Raw genomic sequence first — 22,680 nt, 5'->3', positions numbered from 1 at the left:
GTCTCCCCAAAGGTCCGGAAAAAATGGTCAACCGGGCCGCAAACGACCCGGAAAAAGGCAGAACAATCAGCGCTTATTCCGCAGCTGGCTGTACGTCGAAATTAAAAGTCCAGGTGGTCTGGCTGGAGCTGTCGCTGCTGTCGGCGTAGGTCAGCGCCGTCAGGTGCATACGGGCATAGGAATTACCGCTGCCGGAGCGCAGCATCACGCCGTTGTCCGGAGTGGCCAGCAGAATATGCTGCGTGCCATTGGTCGCACCGGTCGCGTCGTAGGCGTAAAAACCGTAATACAGCAGATCAGGATACGTACCCTGATAATCCGGGTTCAGCACCGAATACGCAGCGTCGGTGGCCCAGGCGGTGCGGGCACTCCACGCAGTCCAGCCGCTGGTGTCGGTCAGGGCGCTCTCGGCGGCGGCAATAATGTCGGCATCGCTGAAGGCGGATTCAATCACAGCGCCTTCGGCGTCATAAAAACCCGCCGGTTGCTGGGCGTAAAAACTGCCGGCCGTACCGCTGCCGGAAATACCGCTGTTGGATTTTACGTTGTAGCGGTAAAACGCCAGCTGCCAGTCGCTGCTGGCGGCGTCGGCCACGGTTTCACCACTGACCAGATCGAAATAGACCCAGCCGCTGGCAGCGTTCAGGGTGGTTTCGTGTACCACGGCGTTATCCGGGTCGTTGGTCAGCTCGGCCACGTTCACCCAGCGCAGGGTTGGGTAACCACTGGTCGAACCGGTGTCACCGCCGTAATAACCGGTAATCTGCACGGCGTACACATTGCTGTCGGTGGCGCTGTAGCTGATGCTGTTGTCGGCCGTTACCAGAAATACGCTGTAATTCGACAGCAATTTATGGGTGCTGGTGTATTCGAACACCGCCGAGCCAATGCTGTTGTCGCTGTTGGCAAAGGCGTTATCCAGACTGTCGGTGACGTAGGAATAGCTGCTCAGGGCATTGCCTTCGTTGTCTTCGGTGCCGGAGGCAAATGCCTGCAGGGTTTCCCAGGTGTACGCGAACGGGCTGCCAAGGGTACCGCCGCTGCCGTCACCGCTTTCGCCACTGTTGGTGTAAAACGCCGGCGTGCGTGAGCCCATGGCCAGCTTGATGTCCCATTCGCTGCCGGAACAATCGACTTCGCCGTTGCTGTCGAAATCAAAACAGGTTTCGCTGCTGGCCGCCGGGGCAATAATCCATTCGGCGCTGGAGGTAAACTGGCTGGTGTCTTCCGTTGTATTTCCGGACGAATTTTCGCCGCTGGTGTTGTCAGTGTTGTCGCTGTCGTCGGTATTGTTACTGTCCGATGAGCCGCCACAGGCCGTCATCATCAGAACCGCAATAAAGGGAAATCCCCATTTCAGTGCTGGTTTCATACTCTGCTCCTTTTTAATAATTCAGTGTGAATCCGAGGTAGGTAAAGCGTCCGGCGACCGGACCAAAATCGGTGCCGCTGGAAAAATCGCGCTGGCGGTTGGCTACGTTGTCGACCCCGGAAAACAAGGTCAGCCAGCCGGTGCTCTGCCAGGTCATTTTTAAATCTGTGGTGGTCCAGCCCGGTGACCAGATATCCGGCGAGGTGGACGATAATTCGCGCGACTGATAACGCACGCGGCCGACCAGCGTCAGCGACGGCGTGATTTCCCAGTCGGCACCGAAGCGGCCAATGTGTTCAGGGCGGCGGGTCAGCACTTTGTGGGTATCGGTGTTTTCGGCACGGGTGTAGGTGTGCGATAGATTCAGGCTGACGCTGTCGGTCAGGCTGTCGCGGTAGACGGTTTCCAGTCCGTAGGTACGGGCATTGTCGATGTTGTCGTAGCTGTAAATGGCAATGCCATCGACCACGCTGTAATTGTCGGTATCGGTCTGAATCAGATCGTGGATGTCGTTATAAAAGGCGTTGATATCCAGCTCGCGCCGGCTGGCGAATTGCAGCAGCACACCGGCCTGATAACTGAGTGACGACTCGGGTTTCAGATCCGGATTACCCAGCACCATATAACCGAGCGAGCTGTGGTCGAAGGTGTAATAACGCTCTTTTAAATTCGGTACGCGATAACCGGTGCCGACGCTGGTGCGCAGCAGCATCTGCACATCGCCGAGGGGTTGCAGCCGGTATTTCAGCGCGATTTTCGGTGAGGTATAGGCGCCGAAATCCGAATCCTGCTGCAGGCGCACGCCGGTCACCAGTTCGCCCTGATCACTGAAGAAATAATCGTCCTGAATAAAGAATTCGCTGTTGCTGCGCGCGGCCGAACCCGAGCTGCCGATTTCGGCCACGCCGTTATTAAATTGCGTCAGTGATTCGTGGCGGTAATCCAGCCCCAGCTGTAATTCATGGGCACCTTGCCACAGGGTCATCGGCCGGTCGGCCTGCAGCGACAGGACCCCGGTATCGAGCGTCATATCGCGGTTATCGTAGGAGGCGCTGTAGCCCAGATTCTGTTTATAGCTGTCGCTCTGATAGCGCTCGCTCAGCGCCTTCACAGTAAAGCGCGTCGCCCCCAGCGTAAAACCCGACGCCAGCGCGATGCGGTCACGCTCAATGGCTTCGAATTTATTCGGATAACGGCCGGCAATTTCTTCGCTTAACCACTGAATATCGTCTTCGCGGAATTGCTGCAGGTCGAGCGCCAGATATTGCCCGGTAGCGGGTGTCCAGCTTAAACGTGCCGCCAACTGACGGCGGTCGCTGTCATCGCCCTGACGTACCCAGTTGCTGTCGTCGGCATCAAAGCCTGAGGTGTCACGGCGGTCGGCACTGAGGCGCGCCTGCCACTGGTCATTGCCGCCTTCGATCAATGCATTGGTATGGCGCTGCGCCACGCTCTGGCCATTGCCAGTGGTGTTCTGACCGCCGTAGGAACCGACATCATGGGTCAGTGCGGCGTTAAAACCGGTGCCCGGTTTGCGCGTAATGACGTTGATCACGCCGCCCATGGCCGATGATCCGTACTGCGCCGAGGCCGCGCCTTTCACCACTTCAATGCGCTCGACATCGGCCAGCGCGTACTGACTGAGATCGACGGTAGAACCGGTACTGGCGGCGAGCGGCATACCGTCGATCAGAATCAGCAACTGATCGCTGGTCATGCCCTGCAGGGTGGCTTCGTAACCGGATTTACCGTGAATTTCGCGCAGCTGCAGACCGGCGACGTTTTCCAGCGCGTCTTTAAGTGAGCGGGCGTGGGTTTTGCGCAGCTCGTCGCCGCTGATGAGTTCGGTGCGTACGGGGGTGTCGTCGAGACGGCGCTCGGTGCGCGAGGCGGTGACCACGGTCAGGCCCAGTTCGCTGACGCTGGTATCTGAGGGTTCTGTCTGCGCCAACACAGGTTGCGAAAGCACGACCAGCGCGCATACCGCATGGCAAAGGAAGCGTGGGCGGCCCGGCAGGCGGGCTGAAAACATAGACATCAGACTGCGACCCCATCGTTGAGATGGCGCGGAGTATGATTCTGATTAAATCTAAATACAAGTCATTATCATTTAGATTTACTAATGACTAACCTAAAGGCTACTGCCGGCGGTACCCCTGCGGGGTTTGTCCGCTCCAGCGCCGGAAGGCATCGCGGAAGCTGGCCACATCGCGGAAACCACAGGCTTCCGCCACCGCAACGACCTTCTGCCGCGGTTCGTCGAGCAGGCGCATGGCCTGTTCCAGCCGGGCTTCGTCGGCCAGCGCGCGGAAGTGATGGCCCTGCTCCTGCAACCGCCGGCGCAGGGTACGGCCCGACAATGCCAGCTGAGCCGCCACTTCGTCCAGTGACAGCGCGGGCGCCTGCTGCAACTGCGCCCGCACCTGAAACAGAATATCGCCTTTCTGCACCTGAACCACGCGGGCCAGCTCGGCCTCGGCCACCTGCATGGCCTGCTGCTTGGACGCCGGATTGGCCAGCGGCAGGGCGCGATGCATGGTGTCGCGGTGAATGCGGAAGCCACTGTCGGCGCGGCTGAAGCGCACCGGGCAATGAAAACAGGGTTCGTAGGCGCCCTGCTGCGCGGGCGCCGGGTAATTCAGTCGGATGGCGTCGAAACGGAAGTCGCCGCCCAGCAACTGGCGGATCTGTTCCTGCAGGCTGGCGAGCAGCATTTCGTGAGCAAACACCGGATTAAGCGGGTAACTCATGCCCTCGCGGCGGCGCACTTCAATGTCGTAGTAATCGCCGTCCATGCGCGCACTCAGGGTGAAGCGGCTGCGCAGCAGCACCCGCAGGCGGTTGGCGGTGGTCAGGGCATCGCCCAGAGTTTTGCTGCTCTGCAGCGCCATGGCCAGCAGCCCCCAGCGCGACAGGTTCAGCGCCTGCCCCAGCACCAGCCCGAAGTCGTCGCGCCCGGCCAGCCGGTACAGGTTGCGGTACAGACGGTCGAACTGATCCGACGACACCAGCGAATCGGCGCGGTTGAGCTGCGCCACCTCAAGCCCGGTGCCGGGCAGTGCCTGCAGCGGGTCTATGCCTTCGCGGCGCATGAACTGCTTCAGCAGAAACAGCTCTGCGCCGGGGTATATCGCCTGTTGTTCGAGCTGACTCATAGCGGGTTTGTCTCTGAAGGCTTCAGTACGAGGTCTTATGCGCTGGCGAACACCGGCCAGAGCCGATGACAGTGCCCCGAGTATCCCGGGCCTTACGGCCAAAAAGAAGGGGGATTCAGGCCAAAAACAGACAAGCAAATAGCCGTTACTCCCCCTCTGCGGCGTTAATGCGGTCACGCCCGGTGGCTGCACTCCGCGCCGGGCGGTTTTCACCCGCAAAGAACCCACTCAGGATCAGAGCTATGAATAACAACAATCTCACCGATGCCGAACGCATCGACACCATCCGCCGCGTCGTGCGTCAGGCCGGCGACGATGCGCGCGCCCGTTACCCGATTCTGGCCAGACAGAATCTGATCGGCATGAGCGTTTTCCTGTTCGCCATCGGCGGCATGGTCGCCAGCGGCTGGGCCTACTGGCACGGTCTGATGAGCGCCTGGCTGTGCATTCCGCTGGTCGCCTTCCTGACCTCGCTGCTGCACGAGCTGGAGCACGATTTGATTCACTGGCAGTACTTCAAGAACAACAAGCTGGTGCATCACCTGATGATGGCCGGCGTCTGGCTGGCGCGTCCCGGCACCATTAATCCGTGGATCCGCCGCTACCTGCACTTCCTGCATCACAAAACCTCGGGCAGCGAAGCCGACATCGAAGAGCGTGGCATCGGCAATGGCCGCAGCTTTGGCCCGCTGCGCTGGCTGATCATGCTCGACACCTTTGCCGGTAACCTGACCCGCGCCCTGCTGGAAGCGCCGAAAGGCAAAAAGCTGTACCACTTTGCCCGCGTGCTGGCGGGTAATTTCCCGCTGCCGTGGATCACCGCCTCGGTGTGGTACAGCGTGCTGGGTTATCACGCCATCAATCTGCTGGCGCCGTACACCGGCTTTGCGCCGCAGTGGAGCGCTGACACCATCGCCAATTTCGCCCTGCTGGATAAATGGGTGGTGGTATTGATTGCGCCGTTTTACCTGCGCTCGTTCAGCATTAATTTCATCAGCTCGAACATGCACTATTACGGCAATGTGGATTCCGTACTGAAGCAGACTCAGGTGCTGACGCATCCGCTGTTCTGGCCGTTCCAGCTGTTCTGCTTTAACTTCGGCAGCACCCACGGCATTCACCATTTTGTGGTGGGCGAACCCTTTTATATCCGCCAGCTGACCGCCGCCGCCGCGCATAAGGTGATGCGCGAACAGGGCGTTCCCTTTAATGATCTGGGCACCTTTTTACGCCGCAACCGTTTTGAAGCCGGACAGGTACAGGGTAAAGCCGCGACGGCCTGAGCATATTCTGAAACCGTCTGTCCCACCCCAGAAAAACCGCCCGAAACCCGACTGTGCGGTTTTAAATGGCTCTTCCGTACCGGAAGAACCAGCCCCCTGCGACAGCATTTCCGGGCAACCATTCACTAATTCCTGACCATTAATGCCTGCCATTCCTTACCAATTCTGCCATTAATTCTTATTCAGAAACGGCCAGAAAAAATACCGCCCACCCGGCGCTGCACTGAAGCGATTCACCCGTCCTTTTCTGTGCCCTTATTCAGCGCGTTTAACCGCCTTTTTTACTGGCTTTTTCATAATTAATCCGGATTTATCGGCGCGATTCTGATACCCGCTGAAAGCTGGTTTGCTTTTTGCCTCTGTCTGAGTTCCGGGACGACCCGGCCGGTGTTTACCGGAAGCACGCTGGACGACCAGTCAATGTCTGTTCAACAAGGCCACGACGACGTTCGCCGTGACCGATTCAGGAGACACCATGGCAGCCGAAGCCAGCACACCACTTACACAACCAGCGCCGGTCAGTGAAGAGAATACCAGCCGGGATTTTCAGTCGATTCCGGTGATCGACATTGGCGGTCTGTACAGCGACGACCTGAGCGAACGTCAGCGCGTGGCACGCGACATCGCCCACGCCGCCGAACAGGTCGGCTTTCTGTACATCCGCAACCACCATATCAGCGACGAACGCATGGCACGGCTGATTAACCAGACCCGTGCCTTTTTTGACCGCCCAATGGCCGAAAAAATGCGCTGGTACATAGGCCATTCGGCCAATCACAGCGGCTACGTACCGGAAGGTGAAGAGCAGTTTTACGGCGGTAAAACCGACCGTAAAGAAGCCTACGACGTAAGCTTTGACCTCACCGACTTTACCCAGAAACGGCCCATGCTCGGCGCGATGCAGTGGCCGGATATCGAGGGGTTTAAAGACGATATCAAAGCCTATTACGACGACGCGCTGGACCTTGGCCGTCTGCTGTTCCGCGCCTTTGCGCTGGCGCTTGATCTGGATGAATTCACCTTCACCCGGCAGATGAATAATCCGCCCAATCAGCTGCGCCTGATTCATTATCCGTTTGATGCCGCTGCCACCGACCGCGAAGGCATTGGCGCGCACACGGATTACGAATGCTTCACCCTGCTGCTGCCCACCGCCGATGGCCTTGAAGTGCTGAACGGTCAGGGGCAATGGATTAACGCGCCGGTCAAACCCGGCTGCTTTGTGGTGAACATAGGCGACATGCTCGAAATTTTAAGCAACGGCCGCTTTAAAGCGACCTCGCACCGCGTGCGTAAAGTGCGCGAAGAACGCTATTCGTTTCCGCTGTTCTGCACGCTGGATTACGACGTGGTTATCCGCCCGCTGGTCAGCGAAGCCGCCGGCATAGCCCCCGGCCATTACCAGCCATTAACCTGCGGCGATCATCTGTACGCCCAGACCATTCATACCTTCCGCTATCTGAAAGAGCGCCTGGCAGCCGGGGAAATTACCTTACCCGACAGTGCCCATGCCGCATCGTCATTTGGCCATTTACGCGACGCTCTGGAGACTCCGTAATGCATTTATCTGAACTGCCTGCTGTGGTGGCCCATTTGTCCGGAGATCCGGTACCCGACTGGATGCGCGGTGCCTTCCGCCGCCGCTCCATCACCTTTGCCAACGGTCTGACCGACATCGACACCCGCGTGTTCTGGCTGCAGTCGCAACGCTTGACCATCGACCTGCGCCTGCCGCGCTGTAACGAACAGGTGGGCAGCGATGAACCGGAATTATTCGCCGATTACGAAGGCTGGTACGGCGATTCAGTATGGGACGGCCAGCAACTGAACTGGGAAGGCGGCGCCAGTTTTCAGCGGCACAACCGCTGGCCCGAAGCCGCGCTGCTGCAACGCACCGGCAACTGCATGACGGAATTCGCGCCAAGCGGCGTGTATGTCGAAGACTGGCGTTTATTAAGCGATAAACCGGGCCCGTTAATTGCGCTGGAATTACTCAGCGAGCAAGACCTGATTACCGGCGTGAGCACCGAGCGCAAAGGCGCCTTGATTATCTGCGGCACATTGGCCGGCTGGGTACTGGACCGCCAGCCTGATGTGGAAAATCAGGCGGAAAACCCGGCTGAAAACCACGAACATGGCACTGTCGCCCGGAATCCGTTCGGCTTTGAAACCGCCATCGGCCGTGGTTCGCTGAGCGACGGATTTATCGTTACCGACGCCCTGCATCCGCAACGCGTGGGTGAACCTTTATTGCCTCTGTTTGGTTTTGCCAACGCCGAACCGGGTTTTGTAACCCAGACACTGAGTCAGCATGACAAAGCCCTGCTGCGCACATTCCGGGTCGACACCTACGACCTGAATTTTGCCTTTTCACCGGCCACCAGCACCACCCACGACGCCGAAGCCTGGTATCAGGATGAAGCGCGCACCCTGACCCGTTACACGCGTAAGGTCGTATAAACTGACGGCGTTAATGCGCCCACAAAAAGCCTCTCAGAGAAAGATAAAAACGGGAAAAGATAAAAACAGAAAACGCTGAAAGCAAAAGGAAGAAATGAAAAATAAAAAGGGAGACACTGTCTCCCTTTTTATTTTCTTGCTGTCGCTCGTTTTATTGCCGGGCGGATTGACCGCCCGGAATATACGCCACTCAGTTAGCCACCCACTTGCCTTCGGTCGCACGGTCAGACGCGTTCAGCCACACATGGCTGACACCGCCTTTTACAGCCTTTAACGCGTCGTTGGCTTTGCTGTTGGTTGGCGCGCTGAAGTGATAACCACCGCTCAGCTGAGAACAGGCGCTGGCGCCTTCAGTCCAGACACCGGACCAGTTGCTCAGTGCCCAGTTGCCATTGGCGTCTTCACAGGCGAAGAAATAACGGCTGTCGCAGTTGGCGTCGTCCCAGCGGCCATTGCCCCACTGCACCGCGCAATCCTGATTGCCGTTGTAATTGTTCGGCTCGCCGTTGTCCCATGACCAGACACCGGCCGCCATGCGTCCGTCGTTGTAGGTCAGGTCGTCGAGGTTGACGATATTGCCGCCGTTTTTAAACGCCTGCACCACGTCCGCCGCTTCGATGCGGTTAACCGAACCACCGGTAAAGAAAGCACCGATGGCGCCTACGCTGGTGCGGTCTTCCCAGATACGGTCAACCTGACCGAGGCCGGTGTAGGCCAGATTCGCCATACCGGCGTTGCCGGAACAACCGCCGTCTTTCCACAGCACAATCTGTTTACCGGCGGCACGTACCTGAGTTTTGGTCAGGGTCGACGGAATGCTCTTACAGCCGCCACTGGCGTAAATTTTTCCGCCCAGTTTATCGTTCAGAATATTCAGCAATTCCTGATGGTGACCGTCGGTGTGATCTTCGAAATACAGAATGATCACTTCTTCCGGATTATCGTTCAGGAAATTCGCCACTTCCTGCACACCGTCCTTCACAAAGCGGTCGGTCAGGCTGCAACCCACGTGCAGATCACCCCACTCGGTGCCGATACCGGAGTGACACAGCAGCAGGTCTGTACCCCATTCCCATGGCCAGCCGTGGGTGTGTGCAGTCCAGTGGGCATCCAGCTCGACAAAGCGCGCACCGATGCGCATCTGGTCGTAAATGGAATGCTTCTGTTGCGGATCGAGGTAGCGGGTCGGGTCGCTGTACACCTCAGAGTTGTAGGAGTTGTGCGAACCCAGAATGTTGTTGTCGGCCAGTGGCGACTTCATGTCCAGGCTGCGCTGATGCGCCAGTGCTTTACCGGCCCAGCTGTTCTGAAAATCCACAATCGGATCCGATGGTGGCGTCGAGCTCATGGCCGAGGCCGCCGCCGACATCAGTAAACCGGCCGACAGAAGACCCGAGGAGGCGAGAAGCTGGGAGAAATGCAGCGTTTTTTTCATGGATACCCTTCCGTTCAGAGCAACCGCACGACATACTGCCGGTCAGTCACAGTTATTATTCTTTTTCTCAAAACCGTACGATCGTACAGTTTCGATAAGTATGAAATAAAACTGGCCGGACAGGCAAAACCCGGCCGAAAAATGGCCTGACATGCCACACACTCCCCTCCCCCCTTACGCTTTTTTACACAATTCCGCTGCCGTCTACGCCGGCGCCTGTGCTAGAGTCCCTAACCGTCCACTCTTTACTGACAAGTCACTCATGAGTTTTTTCAGCCGCGAAAAAACAGGTCTGCGTTTCTGGTTGCTGGCGTTCATGCTGACGCTGCAAACCCTGCTGCCCGTGAGTGAAGCCATCGCCGGTTTGGTTGGCGATGCCGATAACCACCATGCCAGCCTTACCCCGGCACAAAGTGTTTCTGCATATGTCAGCAACGCGGCCACTGACGTCGCCGGTAATGCCGCCAGCGACAGTGAGCATTGCGACCACTGCTGCCTGTGCAACGGCCACAGTGCGCATCTGGCACTGAGTGCACAGACCCACCAGCAGGCCGCTGTGATTGCCCTGCAACTGCCCCCGTCTGCCAGCGAGCGTTATCGCGGGCTGAACCCCAACGCGATTTTCCGCCCCCCAATTCTCTGAGCCGCTGCTCAGCACACACCATTTTCCGGATGCGAACGCCGCTGTCCGGCGCTGGGTTTTTGCCTGGCGCCTGCTCGTATGATTTAGCGCGTCTGATTTTCTGGCGCTGCGTCGCCGGGTCAAACCGTCTGTGTGCCTGAGTTTTCACAGTTTTATTCATGCGCTGTTCTGCGCGTCCGCCACGCATTGCGGCACACGAACAACGCCAGAAAAACCAGAGAAAACGGGACATTTTTTATGCCGAATTATCCGGCCGTGGCCATTGGCCGCGCACCTGCCCACGCCCCACGACGGGCACGGTTATTTTTATTATTGCCACGCTGTTTTTTTTCAGCGCTTTCCACCCTGTTCATCGCGACCTTGCTATGGCTGCCGCTGCAGGTCCGGGCGGCCGTATCAGCCGCTCCTGAGTCAGCCCAAGCTACTTCAGCCGAGCCTGATCTGCTGCAACCAGAGAGCGGCCTGACGCTGGCGGACGCGCTGACGCAATTACTGCGCAACAACCCGCAACTTAAACTGGCCGACCTCACCTTAAGCGACGCCAATCTGGCGCTGACTCAGGCCAGCATGGCGCCAGCCAAAACGCTGAGTCTGACACTGGATAATCTGACCGGCAGCGCTGACCTCCAAAATGGCCGTCAACTGGAAGCCGGACTGACGCTGTCGTCGGTACTGGAGCGCGGTGACCGTCAGAGCCAACGCCAGGCGCTGGCGCGCTCGGTGTACGCGCAGGCCGAGGTTCAACGACGCGCCAATGCGCTGGCTGAAATCGCCGCGTTAAGCGATTTATTTATCCGCGCCCTCACCCGCCAGCAACAAACCGAGCTGGCAGCAAACGCGCTTGAAAGCGCGCGGGCAGTCGTGGCCGACGTAACCGCCCGTGTAACTCAGGGTGCAGCACCCGCCGCCGAACAATGGCGCGCTGAAGCGGCACTGCTGCAGGCGGAAGTCGATCTCAGCCAGTGGCAGAGCGAACGCGATGTATTGCGGCAGCAACTGGCGCGTTATTTAAATCCGAACAAAAATCCGGAAGCCGCAGCCATGACCCCGCTGCGCGGTGATTTATTCCGTCTGGCAACACTGCCGGATTACACACAAACCCTGCAGGCCCTGCGCAATTCACCCGACCACCAGCTGCTGGCGCTGCAGGCGCAGCAGCAACAGGCGCAAAGCGCATTAACGCGCAGCCAGTCGGCCACCGACCTGCAATGGCAACTGGGTTTAACCTGGGGCAACGAACGCAACAGCACAGCCCTTAATGCCGGCCTGTCGGTGCCGCTGTTCAGTGGCGAACGCAACCGTGCAGCGCTGCAGCAGGCGCTGAATAACGAAACCCGTGCCGGGCTTGAGCAGCAATTAGGGGAGCGTGAGCGTGAGCAGGTATTTTTTGCCGTCTGGTCTGAACGTCAGCAGGCCGCCGCCGCGCTCAGCCGTTATCAGCAGTCTCTGATTCCTCTGCTTACCCGCGCCGTCCGCGATACCCGCAACGCGTATCTGCGTGGCCGCTACGGCTACAGCGAATGGGCCAGCGCACAGCAGGCGTTATTGCAGGCGCAATTTCAGGCCATCGACAGCGCAGCGCGCGCGCAACTGGCCCACACCCGTCTTGAACAGATGAGCGGTCTGGCACTCACCGACGATAACCGCCATGCCAGCGACCAGCCACTGACTTTCACCCAGGATCATTAACATGAACGCTATTTTTTCCGCTGCTTTACGCCCACTATTTTTAAATGCTGAGAGCATCCGCCCGGCAATCTTCTGGCTGTTATTAAGCGCCCTGATTGCTGCACCGGCCATGGCTGGTTCAGAACACGATCATGAATCTGAAAATCACGAGTCCGAAGAACACGACGCCGAAGAACATGACTCAGAGCAACACGATGCAGAAGAACACGAGCATGGCGCTGAACATGACGATGAGCATGACCATGAACCGCAAAGCCTGCATCTCGACGAAAAAGCGCGACAGGACAATGGCATCGAAACCGCCATCGCCGGACCCGCGCAGGTCGAACAGCACCACAGCCTGTACGCCCGTCTGATCACACCGCCCGGTGCGCAGATTAATGTCAGCGCCCGTTTTCCCGGTTTAATTCAAAGCCTGAAAGTACAACCCGGTGAGCGCGTACAAAAAGGTCAGGTACTGGCGATTATTGAATCCAACGACAGTCTGCGCCCCTACCCGCTGACCGCGCCGATTAATGGCGTGGTCAGTCAGCTGCAGGCCGGCGCCGGTGAATTAACACCCAACAACGCCTTACTCACCATTACCGACCCGGAACGTATATGGGCCGAATTAACCCTGTTCGGCGATGCCCGTCAGCAGGTGCAAACGGGGCAGGCCGTGCACATAGAACACGGCGACCACCAGCACACTCAGCCCATTCAGCAACTGGTCAGCGATGGCGTGAATCCGTGGTCCCAGGCACTGGCGCCGCTCACTCACCTGGCATCCGCTACCGCAGAAAAAAACACCTGCGCATTGCGCGCCGGCGAAACCACACGCGCCTGGATCGACGTACAAACCATTCAGGCCGCTGTCGCCGTCGATAACCGCGCCCTGCAGGAAATGGACGGCCGCTGGCAGGTATTTATTCAGCAAGGCGATACCTTCAGCGCCCGCCCGGTGCAACTGGGTGTGCGCGGCGATAAAACCACGGAAATTAAATCCGGTCTCCATGCCGGCGACATTTATGTGGTGCGCAACAGTTACCTGCTGAAAGCCGAGCAGGAAAAATCCGCCGCCGGACACGAGCACTGAGGTTTCCCATGATTCATACCATTTTGCGCGCGTCGCTGACGCGCCGCTATTTTGTGCTCAGCTTAACCCTGCTGTTGCTGGCCGCCGGGGTCATCAGTTTTCGTGCCCTGCCAATTGATGCGGTGCCCGACATTACCAATGTGCAGGTGCAGATTAATACCGAAGCACCGGGCTTTTCGCCGGCCGAAGCCGAGCAGCGCATTACCCTGCCGGTCGAAACGGCGATGGCCGGTTTACCCGGTCTCGATTACACCCGCTCGTTGTCGCGTTACGGGTTATCTCAGGTCACCGTGGTGTTTACCGACGGCACCGATCTGTACCACGCCCGCAACCTGATCAGTCAGCGCTTAATGACGCTGGGCAACGCCCTGCCCGACGGCCTTGAACCGGCCATGGGCCCGGTGACCACAGGGCTCGGAGAAATTGTCACCTACAGTGTGGAAGCCAGCGAACAGGCGCGTAAAGCCGACGGCACTTCGTACAACGCCATGGATTTACGCGAAATTCAGGACTGGATTATCCGCCCGCGTCTGGCACAGGTCAGCGGCGTTGTGGAAATTAACACCATCGGCGGTTACGACAAGCAATACCATGTGCGCCCGCTGCCAGAAAAATTACTGGCGCTGAATATTACACTGGCCGATATCAGTGCCGCCCTGCTGGCCGCCAACCGCAACACCGGCGCCGGTTATATTGAACGCGAAGGCCAGCAATGGCTGGTGCGTTCGCCGGGGCAATTGCAGACCACCGACGATATTGGTCAGGTGGTGATTACCCAGCGCAACCGCAGCCCTGTGCTGATCCGCGATGTCGCCGATATCCGCATTGGCCGCGAATTACGCACAGGCGCGGCGACCCGCGACGGCAACGAAACCGTGCTCGGCACTGTGATGATGCTGGTCGGCGAAAATGCCGGAGCGGTGGCGCGCGAGGTCACCAGCGCACTCGCGGCCATTCAGCCAAGCCTGCCCGAGGGTGTAACCATTCAGGTGCTGTACGACCGCACCACGCTGGTGAATAAAACCATTACCACGGTGCAGAATAATTTGCTCGAAGGCGCACTACTGGTGATTGTGGTGCTGTTTTTAATGCTGGGTAATTTACGCGCCGCGTTGATTACCGCCGCTGTCATTCCGCTGTCGATGCTGGCCACGGTGACCGGCATGGTACAGGCCGGTGTGTCCGCCAACCTGATGAGTCTGGGCGCGCTCGATTTTGGTCTGATCGTCGATGGCGCCGTGATTATTGTCGAAAACTGCATCCGCCGGTTAAGCGAAGCCCAGCGCGATCCACGTCTGGCGCTGCCGTTAAAAGAACGTCTGCAGCTGGTGTTCGATGCCACCGCCGAAGTGATCCGCCCGGCGTTATTCGGGGTCGCCATTATTACCCTGGTGTATCTGCCGGTGTTCAGCCTGAACGGTGTCGAAGGCAAAATGTTTCACCCCATGGCCGCCACTGTGGTGATGGCACTGCTCGCCGCCATGCTGTTCTGTCTGACTCTGGTGCCGGCGGCCATTGCGGTGTTTTTAAAAGGCCCGGTCAAAGATCATGATCCGGCGCTGTTACGCCGCTTAAAAAACGGCTATCAACGTTTATTAACACGGGCACTGGCGCACGATAAAAGCGTATTTACCGGCGCCGTGCTGTTGCTGATGTTCTGCTTATGGCTGGCGCCCAGATTAGGTTCGGAATTTATTCCGCAGCTCGACGAAGGCGATATTGCCCTGCACGCCATGCGCATTCCCGGCACCGGGCTTGAGCAGTCGCTGACCATGCAGACTCTGGTTGAACAACGGCTGCGGGAATTTACTGAAGTCGCCACGGTATTTGCCAAAACCGGCACACCGGAAGTGGCGACCGACCCCATGCCGCCGTACGTGACCGATACCTTTGTCATGCTGAAACCGCGCAGTGAATGGCCCGACCCGCAACGCCCGAAAGCGGAACTGGTAGCGGCCATGGAAGCCGCACTGGAAACCCTGCCCGGCAATAATTACGAATTTACCCAGCCGATTCAGATGCGTTTTAACGAACTGATTTCGGGCGTGCGCGCCGATCTGGGCATTAAAATTTTCGGCGACGATCAGCAACAGCTGGAGCGCATTGCGCAACAACTGCTGACACTGGTGCAGCAAACGCCCGGTGCCGCCGATGCGCGCAGCGAACAGGTCAGCGGCCTGCCCATGCTGTCGGTGATTCCCGACCGCGCGGCACTGGCGCGTTACGGCCTCAGCGTCGCCGATGTGCACGCCTTACTGGCCACCGCCGTCGGTGGTGAACAGGCCGGTGTGATTTACGAAGGCGACCGCCGCTTCAGCATTCAGATCCGTTTGCCGGAATATTTGCGCAACGACCCGCAGGCGCTGGGCGCGTTGCCCGTGCCGCTGCCGCCGTCGTATTCCGCTGATCCATCCACTAAGGCATCCAATAACGCTGCTATGTCTCAGTACCAGCCTCAGTACGTGCCGCTGCAGACCGTGGCGGAGCTGGTGCAGCACAGCGCCGCCGCGCAGATCAGCCGCGAAAACGGCAAGCGCCGTCTGGTCGTCAGCGCCAACGTGCGTGGCCGCGACCTCGGCAGTTTTGTCGCCGATGTGCAACAGCGGGCCGCGCGCGATCTGCCATTACCCGCCGGTTACTGGCTGGAATACGGCGGCACCTTTGAGCAGCTGCAATCGGCCACCGACCGTCTGACGCTGGTTGTTCCCCTGACCCTGCTGCTGATTTTCGGCCTGCTGCTGATGGCGTTCGGCTCGGTACGCGATGCGCTGATTATTTTCAGCGGCGTGCCGCTGGCGCTGACCGGCGGCGTGCTGGCGCTGTGGGCGCGCGATATGCCGTTGTCGGTGTCGGCCGGCATCGGTTTTATCGCCTTGTCCGGGGTTGCCGTGCTCAACGGGCTGGTGATGGTGTCGTTTATCCGCGAGCTGTGGGCGAAAGACATTGCCGACCTGACACAGGCGGTGATCACAGGCGCCATGACCCGCTTACGCCCGGTGCTGATGACGGCTCTGGTGGCGGGTTTGGGCTTTGTGCCGATGGCGCTGAACACGGGCACCGGGGCCGAAGTGCAACGGCCGCTGGCGACTGTGGTGATCGGCGGCATTCTGTCGTCCACCTTGCTGACCCTGCTGATTCTGCCGCTGCTGTACCGGCGGGTGCACAGGGCGGATGACCGGTAGCGTTCCGTCCTCCACCCTGCTGACCCTGCTGATTCTGCCGCTGCTGTACCGGCGGGTGCACAGCGCTGATGGTCTGGGCCACTCAGGCATCGCTCAGGCCAGCTGACGCGATTGGCGGGAAATACCGTTCACAAGCGCAATAAAGTGCCGGAGACTGCGCTCTGTTATAAACAAGGCAAAGCAGTCTCCGGCCCGTAATACGGGATATTTCTTCATAACAAAAAACGGATTCAACCATGATCAGCCTCAGCGTTAATGGCGTGACTCACACGCTGGAAGTCGACGGCGACACCCCACTGCTGTGGGTGGTGCGCGATATTCTCGGCCTTAAGGGCAGCAAATTCGGGTGCGGTGCCGGCCTGTGTGGCGCCTGCACCATGCATTTAAATGGGCAGCCCATCCGCACCTGCATCATGCCGCTGGCGGCGGTGGCCGGGCAGGCCATCACCACCATCGAAGGTCTGGCGCCGGGCGACGAATTAACGCCGGTGCAGCAGGCGTGGATTGAGCTGAACGTGCCGCAGTGTGGTTACTGTCAGTCGGGGCAGATCATGTCGGCCACGGCGCTGCTGGCGGCCAACCCGGCGCCGAGCGATCAGGACATCGACAACGCCATGAGCGGCAACCTGTGCCGCTGCGGTACCTATCCGCGCATCCGCAAAGCCATTCACCGCGCCGCCGAACTGCAGCAACGCCATGCGTCTGCCACGCCGTTTTATGAAGTGCGTATGAGCCATTCCGGCGAAAACCATTCCGGGGCAGGTAATTCAGGCGTCAATCAGGCGGAGGTGAATCATGGCTGAGCTGAACATGAACCGCCGCGCCTTTCTGAAAGCCAGTGCACTGGGCTCCGGTGGCCTGCTGCTGACCGTGGCCCTGCCCGGCTGTGCCAACATCGGCAGCAAAGGCATGGTGTCGGACGAACAATGGCAGGCCAGCGCCTGGCTGCGCATCGACACCGATAATCAGATCACCTTTGTCCTCGACCGCACGGAGATGGGTCAGGGCACCTACACCGGCCTGCTGACCTTGCTGTGTGAAGAACTGGAAGTGAACCCGGCGCGGGTGCAGGTGGAATTCGCCGGCGTCGATTCCTTCTACAACAACCCCTTGTACAAACTGCAGATCACCGGCGGCTCTACCAGCGTGGCGACCAGCTTCCAGCGTATCCGCATTGCCGGCGCCAGCGCCCGCAGCATGCTGTTACAGGCCGCCAGCGAAGTCATGAAAACCCCGGTCGGCGAGCTGCACTGCGACGACGGCCGGGTGCTGAACGCCGCAGGCAAAGGCCTGACGTACGGCGAGCTGGCAACGCTGGCCGCGCAGCTGTCGGTGCCGACGGAACCGAAACTGAAAGCACCGGAACAGTACCGTTACATCGGTAAATTCAATCCGCGCCTCGACGCCCGCCAGAAAGCCACAGGTCAGGCCGAATACGGCATCGACGTGGAATTGCCCGGCATGCTGTACGCCGTCATCAGCCGCGCACCGGCCTACGGCGGCACGGTAGGCAAGCTGAATGCCGACGCCGCCCGGGCAGCGGCTGGTGTGGTCGATGTGTTCACCGTCGACGCCGGCAACCGTCATGGTGTGGCCGTGGTGGCGCGCAGTTACTGGCAGGCCCGCAAAGCCCAGCAGCTGCTGAGCATCGACTGGCAGGCACCGGAAACCGCGCCCTCAAGCAGCGAGGTATTCGCTCAGTACGCCCGCGATCTGGATAACGACGACGGCAAAGCCGTGCGCGATGAAGGCGACTTCAGCGCAGCATCGGCCACGGCGGCGTCTGTGCTGAACGTGGAATACCGCATGCCGTATCTGGCCCACGCCACTCTGGAACCGCAGAACTGCGTGGTAAAAGCCGACGCCGACGGCATGGAAGTGTGGGCGCCGACTCAGGCACCCGGCATGGCACGCATCGCCGCCGCCAAGCACAGCCGCTACAGCGTGGACGATATTCTGGTGCACACCACCTGGATCGGCGGTGGTTTCGGCCGCCGCCTGATGCAGGATTTCGTCGCCGAATGCGCCTTTATTGCCGACCGCCTGCAACAGCCGGTGAAGCTGATCTGGAGCCGCGAAGACGACACACGCAACGATTTCTACCGCCCGGCCAGCCTGCACCGCTTAAGCGCCAGTCTGAACGCCGACGGTCAGGCCACCGGCTGGCAGCACCGCATTGCCCACCCGAAAGTGATGCACTGGTTTGTGCCGGACGCCGCCGCGGCCCAGTACCCGTTTATGCCGAAGTTTATGTTCCCCATGCTGGCCGGAGCCGGCAAGCTGGGTGAAGGCATTCTGGCGCCGGACGACAGCTCAGGTTACGAAGGCGCCGCCGAGCTGCCGTACGCGCTGAACAACATCGACGTGCGTTTTATTGCCAGCGACCCCGGCGTGCCGGTGGGCTACTGGCGCTCGGTGGGGCATTCGCACAATGGCTTTGTCACCGAGAGTTTTATCGACGAACTGGCGCACAAAGCCGGTCAGGACCCGCTGGCCTATCGTCTGCAGTTACTGAGTGCTCACCCGCGCGCCGTGGGCGTACTGAGCAAGGTGCGCGACATGGCGTGGGGCAAGCCGCTGCCGGGCTGCGCGCAGGGCGTGGCCGTGCACAAGAGCTTCGGCACCTGGGTCGCCCAGATTGCCGATGTGGAAGTAAGTGGTCAGTCACTGCGCGTGAAACGCGTGGTGTGCGCCGTTGACTGTGGTCAGGTGGTGAACCCGGACACCGTGGTCGCGCAGATGGAAGGCGGCATTATCTTCGCCCTAACCGCTGCCCTGTACGGCGAGATCACCCTCGACAAAGGCGCGGTGCAGCAGAGCAACTTCCACGATTACGCGCTGGCCCGTCTGCCGGAAACCCCGGCCATTGAGGTGGCCATTGTGGATAACGGCGACAGCCCGACCGGCGTCGGCGAGCCCGGCGTTCCGCCACTGGCCGCGGCGGTGGGCAACGCGGTATTTGCCGCCAGTGGTCAGCGTCTGCGGGCGTTGCCGCTGAAGCTGGCCTGAGCCGGAAGGAAGTCACGATGCACAGCGCCTGTGAAACCCGCCATGTACTCAACCATGCCCTCGCTGCGATTAAAGGCAGCGGTGGGGTATGGCTGGCGACGGTAGCGGCAACCTACGGCAGCAGCCCGCGCCCGGTGGGCTCGCTGTGGGCCTGGTCACCCGACTACGGCATGGCCGGTTCGCTGTCGGGCGGCTGCATCGAAGAAGATCTGATCCACCGCCTGCGCGCCGGTAAGGTGCCGGGCCCTTTTCCCCAGCGTCTGCGTTTCGGTGCCAATGCCGACGAACAGGCACGCTACAAACTGCCCTGCGGCGGGCATCTGGATATTGTCCTTGAACGGCTGGGCAGCGCCGACGCACCGCAGTTGCAACGCATGCTCGGCTGGCTTGAAGAACGCGCGGGCTTTACCCGCCGCGTGTTTACTGACGGCACGGCACTGAGCCGTGTGCCTGCCGCAACAGAGAACACACAAGCCAGCAAACCCGACGCAAACCACTGCCTTCTGCAGCACGAATACCGCCCGCAGTGGCAACTGCTGCTGGTCGGTGCCGGCGAAGTAGCGCGTCAGCTGGCGCTGCTGGCACAGCCGGCGGGTTTTGCCGTGACCGTCTGCGACCACCGCGACGATTATCTGCAGGGCTTCGCGGCCAGCGGTGCCGACATAGTACCTGGGCTGCCCGATGCCCTGATCCGCGAACGTTTTTACGACCGCCACAGCGCCGTGGTGGCCCTTGCCCACGACCCGCGTCTGGACGACATCGCCATGCTCGAAGCGCTGGAGACAGAGGCCTATTACATCGGCGCCATGGGCGCACTGAGCACCTCGGCCAGCCGCCGCGCCCGTCTGCACGAACTGGGCGTTACTCCTCAGGCGCTGGCGCGCTTACATGCCCCGGTTGGCCTCGATATCGGCAGCAAAACCCCCTACGAAATTGCGGTGTCTGTGCTCGCCCATCTGCTCGCCGAGCGCCGGGTAGTCTGAGCCCCGCGTGCGTGCTATGGTCATTTCTGGCCTGAAAACAACAAATCGCCTGTATTCAACCCACGAGGCAAACAAGTAAGCCAATGAAGCAGACCGGAGTAGTGGTGCTGGCCGCAGGCAGCGGTGAGCGCTACGGCCACGATAAGCGCCTGGCCGCAGTGCCGGGCAAACAAGGCCATGAGCCTATGCTGCTGGCGACCCTGCGGGCCGTGCGCGCCAGTGGCTTGCCGTTTATCGTGGTGCTGCGCAGCGGCGATCTGCAGTGGGAACAGGAACTCGACGCCATTGGTGTCGACTGGATTGCCTGCCCCGAAGCCCACAAAGGCATGGGCCACAGTCTGGCCGCCGGTGTACACGCCACCCAGCACTGGGACGGCTGGCTGATTGCGCTGGCCGATATGCCCTTTATTCAGCCCGGCACCTACCGCGCCGTGGCCGACGCCCTGAACCAGCACCGCATCGTGCGCCCGGTTCTGCACAACCCGGTCACCAACAAACGTCAGCCCGGCCATCCGGTGGGGTTCGATAAAACCTGCGCCTTTGAACTGCTGCAATGCAGCGGCGATCAGGGCGCACGTGAGCTGCTGAAACACCACGCCAGCGACGTCGCCGAATTGCTCTGCCACGACGAAGGCATAGTGCAGGACATTGACCGGCCAGAGGATTGTTAAGATGTACGGCGCTCTTGAGAGCTGATCCGCCTGGTATCCGAATCAGCTTCTTAGTCAGCGCTATAGTTGACCAGCCGGCATACCAACTCTTTTGCAAGAAGCTATTCATTTACTGAAGAAATAACGGAACAGTAACTGATAAAGCAATATCGGGAACACTATAAAAATAAAATAATCAACCGGGCTTTCAACTACAAAACGCCCAAACCACGTCCCTCCATCAAAAAGCACACATTGATTAATCCCAATTATCAAACATAAGAAGAATCCCATAAAACTAATATTAGAATTCGCAGAAAGGTACTTTAAATACCTGATTCGATTTCTACTCGACCTGACCAGAAGGTAAGGTGCCATAAGGATGGTTGACAGGATAGCGCCAAAAAAAGCGGAGATCTGCAGCTTTGCGTAGCCTGAATGAGCAAGAACCAACCGATTAATTTTGGTTGGCATCAGACCATGCAGAAACTCCGGTGAAAACAAGCAAAGAAATATTGAGGCGAGGAGGAACACCAGAACACTCAGGGTCATCGAATTGTAGATTCCGACAACACCAAACAATTTTTTATCACCACCAACATCACTCATACAACACCCTTACCTGTAGACAATCTTTCATTAAAAAGCGATGACTAATTAACGATTGTTATGGCTTCTGCCCGGAATTCGCCTGCAGCGAACGATGCGCCTCTTGCTGCCACTGACGCGGCGAGTGGCCAGTCCACTGGCGGAAATGCCGGCTGAACACCGCCACCTCGGCATAGCCCAGCTGCAGCGCCAGTTCGGTAATGCTCTGTTGGCCGTACAGCAATTGTTGCTCGGCCACGCTCTGGCGCACTTCCTGTAATAACTGACGGTAGCTGGTGTGCTGCTGTTGCAGGCGCGTCTGCAGGGTGCGTTCGTGCATACCCAGAGCGGCGGCTACGCGGGCGGTGCTGCATTCGCCGGTGGGCAGCAGCCGTCCGATCACATCTTTTGCCTGATCCCCCAGATTGCCCGGATAGCGGCTTTGCAGATACTGCAGATGCGCCTGCAGGTGGGCGTTTAATGCGTCTTCGTCCTGATGGTTGCGGCTGTGTAATTGCTGCGCGCGGATCAGCACTCCGTCGAACGCCTGCTGAAATTTCAATGGCGCGCCCGCCCCCGGATACTGCTCGGGCGTGCCCGGGCTGGTCCAGCTCTGGCGCAGATGCAGCGCAATCTGGCTGACGCTGACGTTCAGCAGCCCGGCGATGAACCGCGCCAGCTGCGCCACGCTCATCTGCAGAATCTGATTCAGGCCCATGCCCGACGGCAGCTGCAGGCTCAGTGCCAGACGTACCTGCTCACCTTGTGGCTCGACCTGCACCGTCACCCCGGACGCATGCAGATACAGATACTGATTCACCCGCTCCAGCGCTTCAGCCACGGTCGCGGCGCGGGCCACCAGCATGGGCAGATCGCCAAGTGCGCTCAAGCTCTGGCGCTGAGCCAGCATCAGACCAAACAAGGGCTGGCCACAGGTAGCCGCCGCGTCTTCCAGCAGGTGCGCCAGCCGGTCGTAGGCAATGTAGGTATTGGGGTCGCGGAACTGCGCCTGATACAAACCCGCACGGCGCATCATGGCAACCGGGTTGTGGCCCAGCTCGCGCACCAGAGGTTCAAACTGCGCGGCGGCGCCGCTGCGTACCAGAAACATGCTTTTCCTCGCTTACGGATCAGAACAGGCCGGCGCCAGCCGCAA

17 protein-coding genes are annotated in these 22,680 nt (G+C 59.5%); 11 read left to right on the top strand and 6 right to left on the bottom strand.

The window, feature by feature from the left end; genetic code table 11:
• Positions 1-73: 73 nt before the first annotated feature.
• The 3 genes from ACQUQU_RS01525 to ACQUQU_RS01515 all read right to left on the bottom strand — a co-directional run bounded on the left by ACQUQU_RS01525 (position 74) and on the right by ACQUQU_RS01515 (position 4,527).
• A complete protein-coding gene (locus ACQUQU_RS01525; RefSeq protein ID WP_430461483.1) occupies positions 74-1,372 on the bottom strand; it encodes an HmuY family protein in 1,299 nt (432 codons plus the stop codon).
• Positions 1,373-1,385: 13 nt separating this feature from the next.
• Positions 1,386-3,410, bottom strand: a complete 2,025-nt coding sequence (locus ACQUQU_RS01520) for a TonB-dependent receptor plug domain-containing protein (RefSeq protein WP_430461482.1) — start codon at positions 3,408-3,410, stop codon at positions 1,386-1,388.
• Between the two features lie 100 nt (positions 3,411-3,510).
• The gene (locus ACQUQU_RS01515) at positions 3,511-4,527 is read right to left on the bottom strand and encodes an AraC family transcriptional regulator ligand-binding domain-containing protein (protein WP_430461481.1); all 1,017 of its coding nucleotides are present in this window, start codon (positions 4,525-4,527) and stop codon (positions 3,511-3,513) included.
• A 242-nt stretch (positions 4,528-4,769) separates the two neighbouring features.
• Here ACQUQU_RS01515 and ACQUQU_RS01510 point away from each other — a divergent pair, with 242 nt between their 5' ends.
• From ACQUQU_RS01510 to ACQUQU_RS01500, 3 genes are all read left to right on the top strand, one after another.
• Positions 4,770-5,810 carry a fatty acid desaturase gene (locus tag ACQUQU_RS01510; protein WP_430461480.1) on the top strand — a complete coding sequence of 347 codons (1,041 nt, stop codon included), beginning with the start codon at positions 4,770-4,772 and terminating at the stop codon, positions 5,808-5,810.
• A gap of 475 nt (positions 5,811-6,285) precedes the next feature.
• Positions 6,286-7,368 (top strand): isopenicillin N synthase family dioxygenase, encoded by a 1,083-nt coding sequence (locus ACQUQU_RS01505; RefSeq protein WP_430461479.1) that lies wholly within the window; start codon positions 6,286-6,288, stop codon positions 7,366-7,368.
• On the top strand, positions 7,368-8,270 hold the full coding sequence (locus ACQUQU_RS01500) for a hypothetical protein (RefSeq protein WP_430461478.1): 903 nt from the start codon (positions 7,368-7,370) through the stop codon (positions 8,268-8,270). Before ACQUQU_RS01505 ends, ACQUQU_RS01500 begins: the two co-directional genes overlap by 1 nt.
• Before the next feature lie 190 nt (positions 8,271-8,460).
• Here the strand turns inward: ACQUQU_RS01500 and ACQUQU_RS01495 are convergent, their stop codons facing one another.
• Positions 8,461-9,705, bottom strand: coding sequence for a phosphatidylinositol-specific phospholipase C domain-containing protein (locus ACQUQU_RS01495; RefSeq protein WP_430461477.1), 1,245 nt, complete (start codon positions 9,703-9,705; stop codon positions 8,461-8,463).
• Between the two features lie 262 nt (positions 9,706-9,967).
• Between ACQUQU_RS01495 and ACQUQU_RS01490 the strand changes: the two genes are divergently transcribed.
• The 8 genes from ACQUQU_RS01490 (at position 9,968) to ACQUQU_RS01455 (ending at position 20,957) form a co-directional block, all read left to right on the top strand.
• The gene (locus ACQUQU_RS01490) at positions 9,968-10,348 is read left to right on the top strand and encodes a hypothetical protein (RefSeq protein WP_430461476.1); all 381 of its coding nucleotides are present in this window, start codon (positions 9,968-9,970) and stop codon (positions 10,346-10,348) included.
• A gap of 237 nt (positions 10,349-10,585) precedes the next feature.
• A complete protein-coding gene (locus ACQUQU_RS01485; protein WP_430461475.1) occupies positions 10,586-12,037 on the top strand; it encodes a TolC family protein in 1,452 nt (483 codons plus the stop codon).
• 1 nt (position 12,038) lies between these two features.
• On the top strand, positions 12,039-13,112 hold the full coding sequence (locus tag ACQUQU_RS01480; protein ID WP_430461474.1) for an efflux RND transporter periplasmic adaptor subunit: 1,074 nt from the start codon (positions 12,039-12,041) through the stop codon (positions 13,110-13,112).
• 8 nt (positions 13,113-13,120) lie between these two features.
• Positions 13,121-16,294, top strand: coding sequence for an efflux RND transporter permease subunit (locus tag ACQUQU_RS01475; protein ID WP_430461473.1), 3,174 nt, complete (start codon positions 13,121-13,123; stop codon positions 16,292-16,294).
• 236 nt (positions 16,295-16,530) lie between these two features.
• A complete protein-coding gene (locus ACQUQU_RS01470; RefSeq protein WP_430461472.1) occupies positions 16,531-17,097 on the top strand; it encodes a (2Fe-2S)-binding protein in 567 nt (188 codons plus the stop codon).
• The gene (locus ACQUQU_RS01465) at positions 17,090-19,303 is read left to right on the top strand and encodes a molybdopterin cofactor-binding domain-containing protein (protein WP_430461471.1); all 2,214 of its coding nucleotides are present in this window, start codon (positions 17,090-17,092) and stop codon (positions 19,301-19,303) included. Before ACQUQU_RS01470 ends, ACQUQU_RS01465 begins: the two co-directional genes overlap by 8 nt.
• Positions 19,304-19,320: 17 nt before the next feature.
• A complete protein-coding gene (locus ACQUQU_RS01460; RefSeq protein WP_430461470.1) occupies positions 19,321-20,286 on the top strand; it encodes an XdhC family protein in 966 nt (321 codons plus the stop codon).
• A gap of 83 nt (positions 20,287-20,369) precedes the next feature.
• Positions 20,370-20,957, top strand: coding sequence for a nucleotidyltransferase family protein (locus ACQUQU_RS01455; RefSeq protein WP_430461469.1), 588 nt, complete (start codon positions 20,370-20,372; stop codon positions 20,955-20,957).
• A 105-nt stretch (positions 20,958-21,062) separates the two neighbouring features.
• On the opposite strand, the gene ACQUQU_RS01450 is transcribed toward ACQUQU_RS01455, so the two are convergent.
• Both ACQUQU_RS01450 and ACQUQU_RS01445 read right to left on the bottom strand, forming a co-directional pair.
• A complete protein-coding gene (locus tag ACQUQU_RS01450) occupies positions 21,063-21,545 on the bottom strand; it encodes a hypothetical protein (protein WP_430461468.1) in 483 nt (160 codons plus the stop codon).
• A 58-nt stretch (positions 21,546-21,603) separates the two neighbouring features.
• Positions 21,604-22,635, bottom strand: a complete 1,032-nt coding sequence (locus ACQUQU_RS01445; RefSeq protein WP_430461467.1) for an AraC family transcriptional regulator ligand-binding domain-containing protein — start codon at positions 22,633-22,635, stop codon at positions 21,604-21,606.
• Positions 22,636-22,680: the final 45 nt, after the last annotated feature.

Source organism: Thalassolituus sp. LLYu03 (assembly GCF_050507655.1).
In the GTDB taxonomy this organism is placed as follows: domain Bacteria; phylum Pseudomonadota; class Gammaproteobacteria; order Pseudomonadales; family Oceanobacteraceae; genus Venatoribacter.
The sequence above is the reverse complement of the archived record's forward strand: the minus strand, read 5'-3'. Positions and strand labels throughout refer to the sequence as shown.